Origin of the sequence: Spectribacter acetivorans (assembly GCF_031846305.1) — a bacterium.
Classification (GTDB): Bacteria; Pseudomonadota; Gammaproteobacteria; order Nevskiales; family Salinisphaeraceae; genus Spectribacter; species Spectribacter acetivorans.
In genome coordinates this window covers 1-16,421 of sequence record NZ_JAVRHY010000009.1, presented here as the reverse complement: position 1 = coordinate 16,421, position 16,421 = coordinate 1, and the positions used below count along the sequence as shown (strand labels likewise).

Here is a 16,421-nt window from a genome sequence, read left to right as displayed (position 1 = left end):
TGCGGATCGGTCTCCCGTCCGGATGGTCCGCGTGAGAATCCTGTTCGCGGGCACCCCCGAGTTCGCGCTGCCGAGCCTGAACGCGGTCGCCGACATCGGTCACGAACTGGTGGGTGTGATGACCCAGCCCGACCGGCCGGCCGGCCGTGGCCGGCGCCTGCAGGCCTCGCCGATCAAGCAGCGGGCGCTGGAACTGGGCCTGCCGATACTGCAACCGGAAACCCTGCGCGGTCGGCATGGCGAGGCCGACATCCGCGCCCTGCGGCCGGATCTGGCGGTAGTGGCCGCCTACGGTCTGCTCCTGCCCGGCTGGATGCTGTCGCTGCCCGCGCTGGGTTGCATCAATGTGCATGCGTCGCTGCTGCCGCGCTGGCGCGGGGCCGCGCCGATTGCCCGGGCCATCCTGGCCGGGGATTCGATCACCGGCATCACGCTCATGCGCATGGCCCGCGGGCTGGATACCGGCGACATTCTTGCCCAGGAATCCACCGCGATCGGCCCACGCGAAACCGCCGGCGACCTGCATGACCGGCTGGCCGACCTGGGTGCCCGTATGCTGCCGGCGATGATCGATGCGCTGGCCGATGGCGAGGTTGCCGGACGGGTCCAGGATGAGGCCGCAGCCACCCATGCGCGGCGGCTGGACAAGGCCGAGGCCGCGCTGGACTGGGGCCAGTCGGCGGTGTCGCTGTCGCGGGCGGTGCGGGCCTTCAACCCCTGGCCGGTGGCCCACGGCGGCCTGGATGGCGAGCGCGTACGCATCTGGCAGGCCGAAGCCATTGGCGGCGCCGCCGAGACCGATGCCGGTACCGTGGTGGCGGCCGACGCCGCCGGCATCGATGTGGCCACCGGCAACGGGCAGCTGCGCATCACCGAGCTGCAATGGCCCGGCCGGCGCCGGCTGCCGGCGGCGGAGATCGCCCGCGGCCGTCCCCTGATCGGCAAGCGTTTTGAGTGACGCCGATGACGGTGCGGCGACCCGTGCCGCCGCCGCCCGGGCGGTGGCCGGGGTACTGCAGGGGCAGAGCCTGGACGCGGCGTTGCCGGCCGCCCAGGCGGGCCTGGCCGCGGCCGATCAGAGCCTGGCCGCGGCGCTGGCCTACGGCGTGGTTCGGGATTATCGCCGCCTGGCGACGATTGCTGACGGATTGCTTCGCCGGCCGCCCCCGCGTCCGGTTCTTGCGCTGATTCTGGTCGGCTTCCACCAGCTTATCGCCATGCGGATCCCGCCCCATGCCGCGGTACATGCCACGGTGGCGGCCACCGGCCCGCTGAAGAAACCTCAGCATCGGGGGCTGGTCAATGCCGTGCTGAGGCGCTTTCAGCGGGAATCACGGGATCGGATCGCGGCCCTGTCCGACGACCCCGGCGTGCAGCAGTCCCATCCCGACTGGCTGGTCGCACGTCTGCGCCAGGACTGGCCGGCCGACTGGCCGGCGCTGCTGACGGCCAATAATCAGCCGGCGCCGATGACACTGCGTGTCAATGCCCGGCGGACGACGCGCGATGCGTATCGGGACCGGCTGCATGCCGCGGGCATGGTGGCGCACGCGCATCCATATGCGGCGGAAGCCCTGATGCTGGATACGCCGGTCGGGGTGGCGTCACTGCCGGGTTTCGGCGACGGTGATGTGTCGGTTCAGGATGCGGCGGCCCAGTTGGCTGCGCGGCTGCTGGCGATCGAGCCGGGCATGCGGGTGCTGGATGCCTGTAGTGCCCCCGGGGGCAAGGCGGCTCATTGCCGGGAGTTGTTCGATTGCGAACTGGTGGCCCTGGACAGTGATCCGAACCGGCTCGAGCGGGTTGCCGAAACCCTGGACCGGCTCGGTTTGCGGGAGGGCGCGACGTTGCAGGTCGCCGATGCAACTCTGGCCGATGACTGGTGGGACGGCCGCCCCTTCGACCGCATCCTGATCGATGCCCCCTGTACCGGCACCGGCGTGATCCGGCGGCATCCGGACATCAAGTGGCTACGGCGCGAGACCGACTCGGCCGCGCTGGCGGTGCGTCAGCGGGCGCTGCTGGATGCGCTCTGGCCGCTGCTGGCGCCCGGCGGAAGGCTGGTCTATGCCACCTGCTCGGTGCTGGCCATCGAAGGGGGTGAAGTGGTGGCAGGGTTCTACAAGGACACCCCGGCGGCCCGGCCGGTGCCCATGACCGAAGACTGGGGTGAACCCGCCGGGGCGGGACGACGCATTGCGCCGGGCGAGGCCGGCATGGACGGGTTTTTCTACGCCGTGATCGAGCGTCAGCGGTAGATCGCGTCCCTGACGCATACGCCACGCTCGGCCAGATAGCCCTTGGCCTGCTGGATCGTGTATTCGCCGAAATGGAAGATGCTGGCGGCCAGCACGGCATCCGCGCGGCCCACTTCCAGGCCATCATGCAGATGTTCCAGCGAGCCGACCCCGCCCGACGCGATCACCGGCACATCCACGGATTCGGAAATGGCGCGGGTCAGCTTGAGGTCGAAACCGGTCTTGGTGCCGTCGGCATCCATGCTGGTCACCAGCAGTTCCCCCGCGCCGTTGGCCACCATGCGCTGCGCCCACTCCACCGCGTCCAGGCCGGTGGATTTGCGGCCGCCGTGGGTGAATACCTCCCAGCGGGGTTCTTCCTTTTTCTTGCTGACGCGCTTGGCGTCGATGGCCACCACGATGCATTGCTGACCGAACCGGTCGGCGGCCTCGGTGACGAACTCGGGCCTGGCGATGGCGGCGGTGTTGATGGAGACCTTGTCGGCGCCGGCCTGCAGCAGGCGACGCACGTCCGGCAGGGTCTTGACGCCGCCGCCCACGGTCAGGGGAATGAATACCGCCCCGGCCACGCGTTCCACCACGTCGATCAGGGTATCGCGAGCCTCGTGGGAGGCGGTGATGTCCAGAAACACCAGCTCGTCGGCACCCTGCTGGTCGTAGCGGCGGGCGATTTCTACCGGATCCCCGGCGTCGCGGATCTCGAGAAACTTGACGCCCTTGACCACGCGGCCCTTGTCGATGTCCAGGCAGGGAATTATGCGCTTGGAAAGACTCATGATGCCTGTTGGCGTTCCTCGACCAGCTTCCGCGCGGCGGCCAGATCCAGCCCGCCCTCGTAGAGTGCGCGGCCGATCACGGCGCCGGCCACGCCGTCCTCTTCGGCATCGCACAGGGCCTCGATGTCGGCTAGCGAGGTGACGCCGCCGGAGGCCAGCACCGGAATGGTGATGGCGCTTGCCAGCTCCCGGGTGGCCGCGATGTTCAGGCCTTCCATCATCCCGTCGCGGGCGATGTCGGTATGGATGATGGCCACCACGCCGTCGCGTTCGAACTGCTGGGCCAGGTCGAGCACGTCATGGTTCGACAGCTTGGACCAGCCATCGGTGGCCACTTTGCCGTCGCGGGCATCTAGGCCGACGATTACGTGGCCGGCGAATTCCACCCCCACGTCGGACACGAAGTGCGGTTCCTTGATCGCCCGCGTGCCCAGGATCACGTACTCCACGCCCAGTTCGAGGTAGGTGTCGATGGCTTCCTCGTTGCGAATGCCGCCGCCGACCTGCACCGGCACCTCCCCGCAGGCCTGGATGATTCGTTCGACCGCGGCCTTGTTGACGGGCCTGCCGGCGGTGGCGCCGTCCAGGTCCACCACGTGGATGCGGTCGGCGCCGGCGGCCAGCCAGCGTTCTGCCACGGCGGCGGGGTCTTCGTCGAACACCGTGACATCGTCCATGCGTCCCTGGCGCAGGCGCACGCACTTGCCGTCCTTGATGTCGATGGCGGGAATAAGCAGCACGATCTCCTCCGAATCGTTGTTGTGTCGTTCAGCGCCCGACCGTGATCAGGCAGCGCCGTCCCATTCCAGGAAATTGGCCAGCAGTTGCAGACCGGCGGACTGACTCTTCTCCGGGTGGAACTGCACCGCGAATACCTGGTCGCGCAGTATCACCGAAGCGAAGCGGTGGCCGTACTCCGTGGTGCCGGCCACGTGGCGCTCGTCCTCGGGCGCCACGTAGTAGCTGTGCACGAAGTAGAACCAGCTGTTGGGGGCGATATCCTTCCATAGAGGATGGCTGCGTTCCTGACGTACCTGATTCCAGCCCATGTGCGGAATCTTGCGCCGTACGCCGTCCGGTTGGTGGTCCGGGTCGGGAAAACGCACCGCCTCGCCGGGGAAGGCGCCCAGGCCCTGGACGCCGCCGCTTTCCGCGGAGTAGGTCATCAGCACTTCGATGCCCAGGCACACGCCCAGCAGCGGCTTGGTACCGAGCTGCTCGCGTACCATGGCGTCGAGTTCCAGCCGGTGCAGTTCCGCCATGCAGTGGCCGATCGCGCCCACACCCGGCAGCACCAGGCGGTCGGCCTTGGCCAGCACGTCCGGGTCGTAGTGAACCTCGATCTGTTCGTCGCCGGCCACATACTGCAGCGCCTTGGCAATCGAATGCAGATTGCCCATGCCGTAATCAATGATGCCCACCGTGGCCATCGTCAGTCGCCCCTGATCGCGTGAACGTGGTGGCTCTAGAGAGAGCCCTTGGTCGATGGCATGGCGTCCCCCGCCCGGGCATCGCGCTCGACCGCCACCCGCAGCGCCCGGCCGAAGGCCTTGAACACGGTTTCGGCCACGTGATGGGCGTTGAAGCCGCGCAGGCCGTCGATGTGCAGCGTCATGCGCGCGTGGTTGACCAGCCCCTGGAAGAATTCGCGCACCAGGTCGACGTCGAAACGACCGATGCGGTCGCGGGGGTAATCCACCGCATACTGCAGGCCGGGCCGGCCGGACAGGTCGATCACCACGCGGGACAGAGCCTCGTCGAGCGGGACGTAGGCGTGCCCGTAGCGGACAATGCCGGCCTTGTCGCCCAGCGCTTGCGACAGCGCCTGACCCAGGCAGATGCCGACGTCCTCGACCGTGTGGTGGTCATCGACTTCCAGATCGCCGCTGGCCTCGATGGTCAGATCCACCAGCCCGTGGCGGGCGATCTGCTCCAGCATGTGGTCGAGAAAGGGAATCCCCGTATCCAGCCGGGCCTTGCCGGTGCCGTCCAGGTCCAGGGTCAGGCGGATGCGCGTTTCCCGGGTTTCCCGGCGAATGTCGGCGGTTCGCGTGGTCATGGCTACTGTCTTGGGGGCGGGGCACACCGCGGTTTCGGCCATGATACGCCGTGGCGCGGCGGGGTGAAACTCTCGGCAGCGAGTGTCTTCAGGTTTCCAGCCAGAAGGTCACCGGCCCGTCGTTGGTCAGGGATACCGCCATGTCGGCACCGAAACGGCCTGTCTGGACGTCGGCATGGCGTTCCCGGGCGGCGGTTACCAGCGTCTCGAACAGCGACCGGGCCTGATCCGGCGGCGCCGCACTGGTGAAGCTGGCACGGGTGCCCTTGTCGGTGCGCGCCGCGAGGGTGAACTGGGGCACCAGCAGCAGTCCGCCGCCGGTATCGGCCAGCGCCAGGCTCATGCGGCCGTCGGCGTCAGGGAACACCCGGTAGGTCAGCAGGCGCTCGGCCAGGCGCCGGGCGGTGGCCGGGTTGTCGTCGGGTCTGACCCCCACCAGCACCAGCAGCCCGGCATCGACGCGGGCCACGGTTTCCCCGTCGATATCGACGCCGGCCCAGGTTACCCGCTGCAGCAGACCGATCATGGCCGCCGGTCGCTGGTGGTGTTGGGTGTCGGAGAATGCTCACAGATCATCGCTGAATCGTCCGATAGGCGGATTGCATCGGCCCTGCCACGCTTACTTGGCGCCGATGCCACTGGACTCCACGGACGGAATGAGGTCGGCGCGGGAGGCATCCACGGATGGATCAGGACCGGATGACAGGCTACGGGACTCGCCTGCTGTCTCGCCTCCGTTAGCCTAGCACGGCTACCCCTTGGCCCGGCGCCGCGCCCCCCTGCGGTGTCGGGCCTTTTCGTGTCCGTCACCGCCGAGCGGTTGGGTACACTCCGACGCGTTATCGATCGACACCGGAGGGGATGATGAAACGCCGTGATCTGATGCTGGCGCTGGGCGCCGGCGGGCTTGTCAGCGCCTGCGGGCGCGCGAACGATACCGGTTCCGCGCCGGCCCGCGAATCCATCACCTGGAACATGGTGACCACCTGGCCGAAGAATTTTCCCGGCCTGGGCACCGCTGCCCAGCATCTGGCGGACCTGATCACCCGGATGTCCGACGGAGAACTCACGGTGCGGGTGTATGGCGCCGGCGAGCGGGTGCCGGCGCTGGAGGTATTCGATGCGGTGTCGCGCGGTGCCGCACAGATGGGCCATGGGGCAGCCTACTACTGGAAGGGCAAGTCCCCGGCCACGCCGTTCTTCACCGCGGTGCCCTTCGGCATGACCGCCTCGGAAATGCAGGCCTGGCTGCATGTCGGGGGCGGGATGGAGCTGTGGCGGGAGCTGTACGCCGAGTTCGACCTGGTGCCGTTCGAGGCCGGCGATACCGGCACGCAGATGGGCGGCTGGTTCCGCGAGCCGGTGGCCGATCTGGAGGCGCTGCGGCAACTGAAGGTGCGTATGCCGGGGCTGGGCGGCGAGGTGCTGCAAGCGCTTGACGTGACCACCGTGAACATCCCCGGCAGCGAGCTGTTCACCTCGCTGCAGCAGGGGGTGATTGACGCCGCGGAATGGGTCGGTCCCTACAATGATCTGGCCTTCGGTTTTCACAAGATCGCCCGCCACTACTATTACCCCGGCTGGCACGAGCCCTGCGGCAATCTCGAAGCTATCGTCAACAAGCCGGCCTGGGCCGCCCTGCCGGAACGGCTGCAGGCCGTGGTCAGTGCTGCCTGCATGGCCGCCGGCCGCCGCATGCAGGCGGAAATGCGGGCGAACAATCAGCGGGCGTTGCGCTCGCTGGTCGACGAGCATGGCGTGACCCTGCACCGGTTTCCCGATGACATCTTGTCGGCCTTGCGCGAGGCAACCCCCGGCGTGCTGGAAGACCTGGTGGCCGGGGATGCCTTCGCCGGTCGCGTGCACGACGCCTACCGGGATTTTGCCGCCCGCGCGCGGGACTGGACCGCGCTGGGCGAGGCCGCCATCCTGGAACTGCGACCGTAGGGGCTATCGCCGACGAGTGAAGCTGGCCGTGGCGTGGCGGCTCGCCATCGTCAGGCGGGTCGGTGCATGACGATGAAGTATTCGTCCGTCCTGACCACGCGGAACCCGCACCGGATGTAGAACCGGTAGGCGGCCGTATTCACTCGGAAGCAGCGCAGGGTTAGCGGCTTGCCGGGCCGGTCGCCTTGCAGCTTGTCGAGTATGGCCGGGCCATAGCCGCGCGAGCGGAAACCCGGCTCGATAATGATCATGGCGATGAAAATGCTGTCGCGATTGTCCCTGACCTGGAGATAGCCGATCCGGCGTTCACCATCCGCCAGCACCCAAGTCTCGTACGCCGCCAGGCTCTTCGCGAAGTCGTTTTCCTGCCATGCAATGTCCCAGCCCCACATCGTCGAGATGTGGGGTTTCATTGCCTCGACATAGATCGCCCAGAGATAGGCCTTGTCGCCGGCCCGATACGGCTGAAACGCCAGGTGCATCCGCTTCCCCGGCTATCGATAGACCAGGCCCGGCAGCCAGGTCACCAGACCGGGCCAGGCCGCCAGCAGCCCCAGCATGCCCAGCTGGATCAGGATGAACGGCACCACGCCGCGGTAGATGGCCCCGGTTTCCAGCGACGCCGGCGCCACGCCGCGCAAGTAGAACAGCGCAAAGCCGAAGGGCGGGGTGAGAAACGAGGTCTGCAGATTGATCGCCATCATCACCCCGAGCCAGATCGGATCGAGACCCATGGCCAGCAGTGCGGGCGCCACGATCGGCACCACCACGAAGGTGATCTCGATGAAATCGAGAATGAAGCCGAGCAGGAACATGGCCGCCATCACCACCAGCATGGCCCCCAGCGCCCCGCCGGGCAGGTTGCCCAGCAGATCGTGCACCGCGCGGTCCCCGCCATAGGCCGAGAACACCAGCGAGAACAGCGACGCGCCGATCAGGATCATGAACACCATGCTGGTCAGGCGGGCGGTCTGGTCGGTCACGGCCGTGAGTTCGCGCCGTCCGAGCCGCCCGCGTGCCGCGGCCAGCAGTATGGCGCCCAGCGCCCCGATGGCGGCGGCCTCGGTGGGCGTGGCCGCACCGATCATGATCGAGCCCAGTACCGCCATGATCAGGACCAGCGGCGGCAGCAGCCGGCTGACCAGCACCAGGCCGGTGGTTGCGCCGCGTTCGTCGTCGGGTACCGCCGGCATGGCGGCCGGCCAGCGCCAGGCCACGAACAGCAGGTACAGTAGATAGGCGGCCACGGTCAGCAGGCCGGGGATCAGCGCGCCCACGAACAGGTCGCCCACGGACACCGTCTGCATGCTGAACACGCCCATAGAGGCCTGGGCTTGCTGATAGGCCGAGGCGATGACATCACCCAGCAGCACCAGCATGATCGAGGGCGGGATCACCTGACCCAGGGTGCCAGCCGCGCAGATGGTGCCGGCGGACAGGCCGGGATCATAGCCACGGCGCAGCATGGTGGGCAGGGCGAGCAGTCCCATGGTGACGACGGTCGCCCCGACGATGCCTGTTGACGCCGCCAGCAGCGCCCCGACCAGCACCACGGTGATGCCGAGCCCGCCGCGGCGGCGGCCGAACAGGGCGGCGGTGGCCTCGAGCAGTTCCCGGGCGATCTGCGAGCGCTCCAGCATCACCCCCATGAACACGAACAGCGGCACGGCAATGAGGGTTTCGTTGGTCATGATGCCGAACACGCGGCTCGGCAGCGCCAGCAGTTCCCCGGCCGGGAACGCACCGGCCGCCGCCCCGCCCAGCCCGAACAGCAGGGCGATGCCGGCGAGGGTGAAGGCCACCGGATACCCGGCCAGCAGCACCAGGCAGACCACCAAGAACATCAACCCGGCGATCAATGCCACGGCCCGACCTCCGTTGACGCCCCGCGCAAGATCAGCCAGCAGTGCCCGGCCCGGGCCAGGGCGGCGGAAGCCAGTTGTGCGGCCACCACCAGGATCAGCGTCTTGAGCAGGTACACGAAGGGCAGGCCGCCCGGCTGGGCCGAGGTTTCCAGCCGCTGCCAGGCGTCGGTGACATAATCGACGCTGAGCGCCGCCAGGACCACAGCCACCGGCAGCAGCAGGCAAAGGCTGCCCAGCAGGTCGACCAGCGCCCGCCGACGCGGCGACCACTGCCGCTGGAAGATGTCCACCCGGACATGGTCGTCGCGATTCAGGGCATAGGCCGCCGCCAGCAGGAACACCGCGGCGTGCATGTAGGTGACGCTTTCCTGCAGGCCGGTCCAGCCGATGCCGAAGCCGTAGCGCAGCCCCACCACGAGGGCATCGGCCAGCACCATGACCAGCGTCAGCCAGGCCACGCCGCGGCCGATGGCATTGTTCACCGCGTCGATGCCGGCCACCAGCCGGGTAAGGCGGCGCATCAGTTCAGCAGGCGGGGCGGGGCGTTTCGGTGGGCAATCAGCAGGTCCGCGAACGGTTGCGGGTCCTTCTGGTGGGTGTCGTGGCCCGACTGGGGGAAGTGCCAGTCCGCCAGGCGTGACACCCAGAAGCGCAGCGCCGCCGCCCGCAGCATCATCGGCCAGGCCTCGACCTCGGCGGGGGTGAACGGGCGCCGCCGCCGGTAGGCATCGACAATGGCCCGCCAGTGATCCGGCAGATGCCGGCCGTCCGGCTGGTGGCACCAGTCGTTGCAGATCACCGCCAGGTCGAACAGCCAGTGGTCGTGGCAGGCGTAGTAGAAATCGATCAGCCCGGACACGTGGCGGTCCTCGAACAGTACGTTATCGCGGAACAGGTCGGCGTGGATCACGCCCCGAGGCAGGGGGGTGTAGTCGAAGGCCTGCTGGGATGCGATCTCGTCGTCCAGGAGAGTTTTATCGCCCGCGGCCAGATGATCCGCCAGTTCGTCCCGCGTGGCCGCGATCCAGGCCAGCCCGCGGCTGTTGGCCTGGCGATCGGGGAAGGATTCCCCGGCCCGGTGAAGTTCCGCCACGGTGGCGCCCAGCGCCGCGCAATGCGCGGGGTCGGGCGTCACCAGGCTGCGGCCCCGGAGCCGATACACCAGCGCCGCCGGTCGTCCCGCCAGGTGCGACAGAAAACCGCCGTCGCGCCGGGCCACCGGGTGGGCGCCGGGCACGCCCAGCCCCGCCAGATGATCCATCAGATTGAGATAGTAGGGCAGCTCGGCCGGCTCCAGCGCCTCGAACAGCGTCAGCACCCAGCGCCCGAGCGTGGTATCAACGAAGTAGTTGGTGTTGGTGATGCCCTCGGAGATGCCCTGGAAATACTCGAGCTCGCCAATGGCGTAGTCGCCGAGCAGTCGGTCGATGTCCTCGGCGGTCAGGCGGGTATAAACCGACATCAGGCGTTGCCGCGCGCCAGCCGCCGGGCGAATACGCGCATCTCCTTGGCGGCCTGATGGTCACCCCGCGCCTCGGCGACGGCAATGCCCTGGTCGAATGCCTGACCCGCCTCTTCGTCGCGGCCGGCATCAGCCAGCGCGCGGCCGAGAAACTTCCAGGCAGCGGAGTACTGCGGGTCTTGCGCAACGGCCTGCTGCAGGTGCGGTATTGCGGCCGGGGCATCACCGTCCTTCACGCACAGTTCGCCGAGGGAAAAGCGCAGCAGGGCGGTGTCCTGCCCGCCGTCCAGCATCGCCTCGAGTTTCGCCCGCATGCCCATGGGGCCGGGATTGTAACGTAGGCGGGTCCGTGCCGGCGTGGTGCTAACGTCGCCAGAACGCCGGTGTGAGAATCACCAGCAGGGTCAGGATTTCCAGTCGGCCCATGAGCATGGCCAGGCTGAGAACCCATTTGCCGATGTCGGGCACGCCGGCCATGTTCGAGGACACCTCACCCAATCCCGGGCCCAGGTTATTGAGGCAGGCGGCCACGGCCGAGAAAGCGGTGATTTCGTCCAGGCCGATCGCCATCAGGATCATGAACACCACGGCGTACACGCCCATGTAGATGCTGAAGTAGCCCCATACGGCCTGGATCACGGGATCGGGAATTACCCGCCCGCCAAGCTTCACGGGCATCTCCGCGCTCGGGTGCACTTGTCGGTTGAGTTCCCTGACGCCTTGCTTGATCAAGAGCATGAAGCGGGCAACCTTGATGCCGCTGGTGGTGGATCCACCGCAGCCCCCCACGATGCTGCCCAGGATCAGCATCATGGGAATGAAGCTGGGCCACAGGGTGAAATCGGCGGTGGTATAGCCGGTGGTGGTGCCGATCGAAACCACCTGGAAGGCCGATTTGATCAGGGCGATGCCCGGTTCGCTATAGGTGCCGGCGGCCATGAGTGCCAACGTGCAGGCAATGGTCACGCCGGCTGCGAGCAGGGCCCAGCCCCGGAATTCCGGGTCGCGCAGATACGCCATGACGCTGGCGCTTCGCCAGGCCAGGAAGTGCAGCGCGAAATTGACCGCACCAATAAACATGAACACGACGGCAATGCCCTCGATCAGCGCGCTGTCGAAGTAGCCCATCGAGGCGTCATGCGTCGAGAATCCGGCCGTGGACAGGGTCGAGAATGCATGACCGATCGCGTCGAATGCCGTCATGCCGGCCAGCCAGAAACACAGCGCGCACAGTACGGTAAGACCCACGTAGATCATCCATAGCGCGCGCGCAGTTTCGCGGATGCGCGGCGTGAGCTTGGAGTCCTTGATCGGACCGGGCGTCTCCGCCCGGTAGAGCTGCATGCCGCCCACACCGAGCATGGGCAGTACCGCGACTGCCAGCACGATCACCCCCATGCCGCCCAGCCACTGCAGCAGCTGGCGCCAGAGCAGGATGCCCTGGGGTAGCCGGTCGAGGCCGACGATGACGGTCGCACCGGTCGTGGTCAGACCGGAAACCGACTCGTACACCGCATCGGTGATCGAGAGTGCGGGCGCGTTGGAAAGATGCAGCGGGATGGCACCGAACAGCGACAACACCATCCAGAAAAGCACCACCACCAGGAAGCCGTCACGCAGCTTGAGTTCGCGGCGCACCGCGCGCACCGGCAGCCAGCTCACGATACCCGCCGCCAGCGTCACGCAGAAGCTGATGAAGAACGTATCCGCCTCACCATCGCGATACAGCAGGGACACTGCTGCCGGGATCAGCATGGTGGTGGAAAACAGCATCAGCAGGATGCCCACCAGCCGCTGGGCGACCGCCAGTGAATGATTCATGGCCGGCGGCGACTCATGAACTCAGATGAATGACACGCCGACCTGGAACAGTCGCTCCAGCGCCGCGGTGTTCTTCTTTTCCACGATGAACATGATCACGTGATCGCCGGATTCGATCACGGTGTCATGGTGGGCGATGATCACTTCCTCACCGCGGGCGATGGCCCCGATGGTGGTGCCGGTGGGCAGGCGGATCTCGTCGATGCGCCGGCCTACCACGCGCGAATTGCTCGGGTCGCCGTGGGCGACCGCCTCGATTGCTTCGGCGGCGCCCCGCCGCAGGCTGTGAACCTGCACCACGTCGCCCCGGCGCACGTGCGACAGCAGCGCTGACACCGTCGATTGCTGCGGCGAAATCGCGATGTCGATGGCCCCGCCTTCCACCAGATCAACGTAGGCCAGCCGGTTGATCAGGCTCATCGCCTTGCGGGCGCCCAGGCGCTTGGCCAGCATCGAGGACAGGATGTTGGCTTCGTCATCGTCCGTGACCGCGCAGAACACATCCACGCTTTCGATGTTCTCCTCCAGCAGCAGGGCTTCGTTGGCGGCGTCGCCGACCAGCACGATGGCCTTGGTCAACTGCTCGGACAGGGCCCGTGCGCGTTCGCGGTTGCGCTCGATCAGCTTGACCTGACAGTGATCCTCCAGCGCCCGGGCCAGGCGCAGGCCGATGTTGCCGCCGCCGGCCAGCACCACTCGCTTGACCGGACGGTCGAGCTTGCGCAGTTCGCTGATGACTTTCTTGATGTGCTTCTTGGCGGCGACGAAGAACACCTCGTCATCGGCTTCGATGACCGTGTCGCCTTCCGGAATGATGGGTTTGCCCCGCCGGTAGATGGCCGCCACCCGGGTATCCACCCCGGGGATGTGTTCGCGGATGGTGCGCAGTTCCTGCCCCACCAGGGGTCCGCCGTAATACGCTTTCACGCCCACCGCCCGGACCCGGCCCCCGGCGAAGTCCACTACCTGCAGCGCGCCGGGGTACTGGATTAGGCGGCTGATGTAGTCGCATACCAGCTGTTCCGGACTGATGTGCATGTCCACCGGCAGCGCGTCCTGCTGGAACAGACGCTTTTCTTTGAGATATTCGGACGCGCGGATGCGGGCGATCTTGGTCGGGGTGTGGAACAGGGTGTACGCGATCTGGCAGGCCACCATGTTGATCTCGTCGGATTCGGTGACCGCGATGATCATGTCCGCGTCTTCGGCCCCGGCGGCCTGCAGCACTTCCGGATGCGCGGCGAATCCCTGAACCGCCCGGATGTCGAGCCGGTCCTGCAGCTCGGCCAGGAGATTCGCCTGGGTATCGACGATGGTCACGTCGTTGGCCTCGTCGGCCAGATTCTCGGCCAGCGTGGCGCCCACCTGGCCGGCCCCCAGAATGATGATCTTCATAGCCGCCGAACAGTAGACCTGCACCGGCCCGCTTGCAAGGGCGTCGGGCCGGCGCCAAACGGGGCGCGAACGGCGTAGAATGCGAGCCGGCGAGTCTGATGGCCGACGGCATGCGTATAGCAGGAAACGACAATCGATGAACGGGACGACCGAGTGGCTTGATGACGTCGTCTGGAACGGGAATGGCCTGGCACCGGCGGTGGTGCAGGACGCGACGGGCGGGCGCGTGCTGATGATGGCGTGGATGAACCGCGACTCGCTCGCCGAGAGCCTGCGCACCGGGTTTGCCACGTTCTGGTCACGCTCGCGCGGCAAACTGTGGCGGAAAGGCGAATCCTCCGGTCACCGGCAGCGCATCGTCGATGTCCGACTGGACTGCGACGGCGACACGCTGCTGCTGCGTGTCGAACAGGTGGGCGGCATCGCGTGCCATACCGGACGCGAGAGTTGCTTTTATCGACAGTTGACGGACGGCGCCTGGCAGGATGCCGACCCGGTCATCCGCGATCCGGAAGACATTTATGGCTGATACCGATCATGTGCTTGCCACTCTGGACCGGGTGCTGGCCGAGCGTTGCGAGGCCGATCCATCCGAGTCCTACACCGCCCGTCTCTTGTCCGGTGGTGTGGCGGCGATTCTTGCTAAGATCGAGGAAGAATCCGGCGAGGTCATCGAGGCGGCCGGGGACAGCGACGACGCCCACCTGATTCACGAGATTGCGGACCTGTGGTTTCACACCATGGTCCTGCTGACACACCGGCGGTTGTCCGCCGACGACGTGCTGGCCGAACTGGGCAGACGCTTCGGCATGTCCGGGCTGGCCGAGAAGGCCGCACGCCAACGACAGGGTTAACGAGGTAGGAAATTATGGGTATTGGCGGTATCAGCATCTGGCAGCTGCTCATCGTGCTGGCGATCGTGGTGATGGTCTTCGGCACCAAACGGCTGCGCAACATGGGCGGCGATCTGGGCTCGGCGATCAAGGGCTTTCGTTCTGCCATGAAGGATGGCGGCGAGAAGGACGGTGACGAGGACGACCAGGACGCCCGCAAGCGTGATGAAGACCCCCAGGTCATCGACCAGCTTGGCGAGACCCGGGCCAATACGGACCCGACCGAAGAGGCGGACAAACGCCAGGATCAGGCCAAGAAATCCTGATCCGGCCACCGGCGCGTTGCCGGTGACACCCTACCTGCAGGCCTGATCGAATGTTCGACATGGGTTTCTGGGAGTTGGTCGTGCTCGGCGTGATCGGCCTGATTGTGCTCGGGCCCGAGCGGCTCCCCACCGTCGCCAGAACGCTCGGCCGCTGGACCGGCCGCGCGCGATCTTACATGCGCACGCTCAGCACCGAGCTGGAGCGCGAGGTCAACACCAAGGATCTGCGGCGCACCTTCGAGCAGACCCGGTCCGAAATCGACCAGACCCGCAGCGAGTTCGACCAGGGCCGGCGGCAGCTCGAATCCGAGGTGCGCGGTGACGAGGACTCCGGCGGCACGACATCCGAGCCGGCATCGCCCACCCCGGATGAGACCGTCACCGACGAATCGGCAGACAAGCCGACAGGCCGGCGCCTGGAGTCGCAGACCCGGGACGGCGATTCATGAGCGTGGGGCCGGACAAGGAACAGACACTTTTCTCCCACCTGCTGGAATTGCGCGACCGGCTGTTGCGCGCGGTGATCATGGTGGTGGTGGTGTTCATCCCGCTGGCGGTGTTCTCGTCGGAACTGTTCACCTGGCTGTCCGGGCCGTTGCTGGCGCACATGCCGATCGGTTCCAGCCTGATCGCCACCGAGGTGGCTGCCCCGTTCCTGGCGCCGTTCAAGCTGTCCATTCTCCTGGCGGTGGTCATTTCGCTGCCGTGGATTCTCTATCAGATCTGGGCATTCGTGGCCCCGGGGCTGTACATGAACGAGCGGCGCCTGGTGGTGCCGCTGCTGGCGACCAGCACCAGCCTGTTCTATCTGGGCATGGCATTCGCTTACTACATCGTGTTCCCGGTGGTATTCGGTTTCTTCGTCAGCGTGGCCCCGGAAGGGGTGGCGGTAATGACCGATATCAGCCGCTATCTGGACTTCGTACTCGGCATGTTCATGGCCTTCGGCATCGCCTTCGAGGTGCCCGTGGCCCTGTTCCTGCTGGTCTGGGCGGGCTTTACCACACCGGCGGACCTGGCCAGCTATCGGCCCTATGTCCTGGTGGGGGCGTTCGCCATCGCGATGCTGCTGACCCCGCCGGACATGATTTCCCAGACGCTGCTGGCGGTGCCGATCTTCATCCTCTACGAAGCCGGCATCTGGGGTGCTCGCCTGTTCGTGCCCGGAATCCGCGAAGTCGAGGCCCAGAAGGCGGAGCAGAAGCGCGACGAGTAAGCCGCCGGCTACGATCCTGGGTTCAGGATTGGTTCAGGCGCCTCGGGGCAGGGTGAACGCGTCCGGTTGATACCGGCAACGTTTGATCAACCCCTTCCTCAAGGAGATGCGATATGCGACTCATTACCGTGACGATGCTTGGCCTGGGCCTCATGAGCGGCCAGGCGATGGCTGATCTGAACTCGCGTACCGGCGCTGGCGCCGGTGTGGGCCTCGGACTCGGCCTGGGCAACCTGGTACAGCTGGATGCCGAAGCCGGCGCCCGCGTCAATCAGGAACTGGACACCCGCCGTGACGATCGTCGGGCGGCGCCGCAGGGCCGTGTGGATACCGGGGCGCAGGTCACCGGCCAGGCCCGCACCAGCACGCCCCAGCGCGGTGGACTGCTGAACGGTCTGCTGGGTCTTTAGATCCAGTTCGATGGAACGTAAACGCGCGCCGGGTGGCTTGTCCGCCCGGCGCT

Annotated in this window: 21 protein-coding genes; 9 read left to right on the top strand and 12 right to left on the bottom strand. The window is 67.0% G+C overall.

Annotated elements, in window-relative coordinates; translation table 11 throughout:
- Nucleotides 1-22 precede the first annotated feature (22 nt).
- Both fmt and rsmB read left to right on the top strand, forming a co-directional pair.
- Nucleotides 23-958 carry a methionyl-tRNA formyltransferase gene (fmt, locus tag RM531_RS10495; RefSeq protein WP_349255432.1) on the top strand — a complete coding sequence of 312 codons (936 nt, stop codon included), beginning with the start codon at nucleotides 23-25 and terminating at the stop codon, nucleotides 956-958.
- Nucleotides 951-2,258 (top strand): 16S rRNA (cytosine(967)-C(5))-methyltransferase RsmB, encoded by a 1,308-nt coding sequence (gene rsmB, locus RM531_RS10490; RefSeq protein ID WP_311659153.1) that lies wholly within the window; start codon nucleotides 951-953, stop codon nucleotides 2,256-2,258. Before fmt ends, rsmB begins: the two co-directional genes overlap by 8 nt.
- On the opposite strand, the gene hisF is transcribed toward rsmB, so the two are convergent.
- The 5 genes from hisF to dtd form a co-directional block, all read right to left on the bottom strand.
- Nucleotides 2,249-3,034, bottom strand: coding sequence for an imidazole glycerol phosphate synthase subunit HisF (gene hisF, locus RM531_RS10485; protein WP_311659151.1), 786 nt, complete (start codon nucleotides 3,032-3,034; stop codon nucleotides 2,249-2,251). The genes rsmB and hisF overlap by 10 nt on opposite strands.
- Complete coding sequence (gene hisA, locus RM531_RS10480; protein WP_311659149.1) at nucleotides 3,031-3,774, bottom strand: 1-(5-phosphoribosyl)-5-[(5-phosphoribosylamino)methylideneamino]imidazole-4-carboxamide isomerase; 744 nt, start codon at nucleotides 3,772-3,774, stop codon at nucleotides 3,031-3,033. The genes hisF and hisA overlap by 4 nt, the downstream gene beginning before the upstream one ends.
- 45 nt (nucleotides 3,775-3,819) lie before the next feature.
- Entirely contained in the window at nucleotides 3,820-4,464 is a 645-nt protein-coding gene (gene hisH, locus RM531_RS10475) for an imidazole glycerol phosphate synthase subunit HisH (protein WP_311659147.1), read from the bottom strand.
- Nucleotides 4,465-4,499: 35 nt separating this feature from the next.
- A complete protein-coding gene (gene hisB, locus RM531_RS10470; protein WP_311659145.1) occupies nucleotides 4,500-5,093 on the bottom strand; it encodes an imidazoleglycerol-phosphate dehydratase HisB in 594 nt (197 codons plus the stop codon).
- An 88-nt stretch (nucleotides 5,094-5,181) separates the two neighbouring features.
- Nucleotides 5,182-5,619: a D-aminoacyl-tRNA deacylase gene (gene dtd / locus RM531_RS10465; RefSeq protein WP_311659143.1), complete on the bottom strand. Its 438-nt coding sequence runs from the start codon at nucleotides 5,617-5,619 to the stop codon at nucleotides 5,182-5,184.
- A gap of 338 nt (nucleotides 5,620-5,957) precedes the next feature.
- Between dtd and RM531_RS10460 the strand changes: the two genes are divergently transcribed.
- Nucleotides 5,958-7,040, top strand: a complete 1,083-nt coding sequence (locus tag RM531_RS10460; RefSeq protein ID WP_311659141.1) for a TRAP transporter substrate-binding protein — start codon at nucleotides 5,958-5,960, stop codon at nucleotides 7,038-7,040.
- A gap of 50 nt (nucleotides 7,041-7,090) precedes the next feature.
- Here RM531_RS10460 and RM531_RS10455 read toward each other — a convergent pair whose 3' ends face one another.
- Genes RM531_RS10455 through trkA form a run of 7 tightly spaced genes read right to left on the bottom strand, consistent with a single transcriptional unit; the run spans nucleotide 7,091 to nucleotide 13,583 of the window.
- Nucleotides 7,091-7,522: a GNAT family N-acetyltransferase gene (locus tag RM531_RS10455; protein ID WP_311659139.1), complete on the bottom strand. Its 432-nt coding sequence runs from the start codon at nucleotides 7,520-7,522 to the stop codon at nucleotides 7,091-7,093.
- Between the two features lie 12 nt (nucleotides 7,523-7,534).
- Nucleotides 7,535-8,884: a TRAP transporter large permease gene (locus tag RM531_RS10450; protein ID WP_349255434.1), complete on the bottom strand. Its 1,350-nt coding sequence runs from the start codon at nucleotides 8,882-8,884 to the stop codon at nucleotides 7,535-7,537.
- A gap of 11 nt (nucleotides 8,885-8,895) precedes the next feature.
- Complete coding sequence (locus RM531_RS10445; RefSeq protein WP_311659135.1) at nucleotides 8,896-9,426, bottom strand: TRAP transporter small permease subunit; 531 nt, start codon at nucleotides 9,424-9,426, stop codon at nucleotides 8,896-8,898.
- Complete coding sequence (locus tag RM531_RS10440) at nucleotides 9,426-10,367, bottom strand: homoserine kinase (RefSeq protein ID WP_311659133.1); 942 nt, start codon at nucleotides 10,365-10,367, stop codon at nucleotides 9,426-9,428. Before RM531_RS10440 ends, RM531_RS10445 begins: the two co-directional genes overlap by 1 nt.
- Entirely contained in the window at nucleotides 10,367-10,687 is a 321-nt protein-coding gene (locus RM531_RS10435; protein WP_349255431.1) for a tetratricopeptide repeat protein, read from the bottom strand. Before RM531_RS10435 ends, RM531_RS10440 begins: the two co-directional genes overlap by 1 nt.
- Before the next feature lie 43 nt (nucleotides 10,688-10,730).
- Complete coding sequence (locus RM531_RS10430) at nucleotides 10,731-12,188, bottom strand: TrkH family potassium uptake protein (RefSeq protein WP_311659129.1); 1,458 nt, start codon at nucleotides 12,186-12,188, stop codon at nucleotides 10,731-10,733.
- 21 nt (nucleotides 12,189-12,209) lie between these two features.
- A complete protein-coding gene (trkA, locus tag RM531_RS10425; protein ID WP_311659127.1) occupies nucleotides 12,210-13,583 on the bottom strand; it encodes a Trk system potassium transporter TrkA in 1,374 nt (457 codons plus the stop codon).
- 136 nt (nucleotides 13,584-13,719) lie between these two features.
- On the opposite strand from trkA, the gene hisI reads away from it, so the two are divergent.
- The 6 genes from hisI (at nucleotide 13,720) to RM531_RS10395 (ending at nucleotide 16,368) form a co-directional block, all read left to right on the top strand.
- Nucleotides 13,720-14,112: a phosphoribosyl-AMP cyclohydrolase gene (gene hisI / locus RM531_RS10420; RefSeq protein ID WP_311659125.1), complete on the top strand. Its 393-nt coding sequence runs from the start codon at nucleotides 13,720-13,722 to the stop codon at nucleotides 14,110-14,112.
- Nucleotides 14,105-14,437 carry a phosphoribosyl-ATP diphosphatase gene (locus RM531_RS10415; RefSeq protein WP_311659123.1) on the top strand — a complete coding sequence of 111 codons (333 nt, stop codon included), beginning with the start codon at nucleotides 14,105-14,107 and terminating at the stop codon, nucleotides 14,435-14,437. The genes hisI and RM531_RS10415 overlap by 8 nt, the downstream gene beginning before the upstream one ends.
- Before the next feature lie 14 nt (nucleotides 14,438-14,451).
- Nucleotides 14,452-14,742 carry a Sec-independent protein translocase subunit TatA gene (gene tatA / locus RM531_RS10410; RefSeq protein ID WP_311659121.1) on the top strand — a complete coding sequence of 97 codons (291 nt, stop codon included), beginning with the start codon at nucleotides 14,452-14,454 and terminating at the stop codon, nucleotides 14,740-14,742.
- A gap of 50 nt (nucleotides 14,743-14,792) precedes the next feature.
- A complete protein-coding gene (gene tatB, locus RM531_RS10405) occupies nucleotides 14,793-15,191 on the top strand; it encodes a Sec-independent protein translocase protein TatB (RefSeq protein ID WP_311659118.1) in 399 nt (132 codons plus the stop codon).
- Nucleotides 15,188-15,958, top strand: a complete 771-nt coding sequence (tatC, locus tag RM531_RS10400; protein ID WP_311659116.1) for a twin-arginine translocase subunit TatC — start codon at nucleotides 15,188-15,190, stop codon at nucleotides 15,956-15,958. The genes tatB and tatC overlap by 4 nt, the downstream gene beginning before the upstream one ends.
- A 113-nt stretch (nucleotides 15,959-16,071) precedes the next feature.
- Entirely contained in the window at nucleotides 16,072-16,368 is a 297-nt protein-coding gene (locus RM531_RS10395; RefSeq protein ID WP_311659114.1) for a hypothetical protein, read from the top strand.
- The last annotated feature ends 53 nt before the right edge of the window (nucleotides 16,369-16,421 follow it).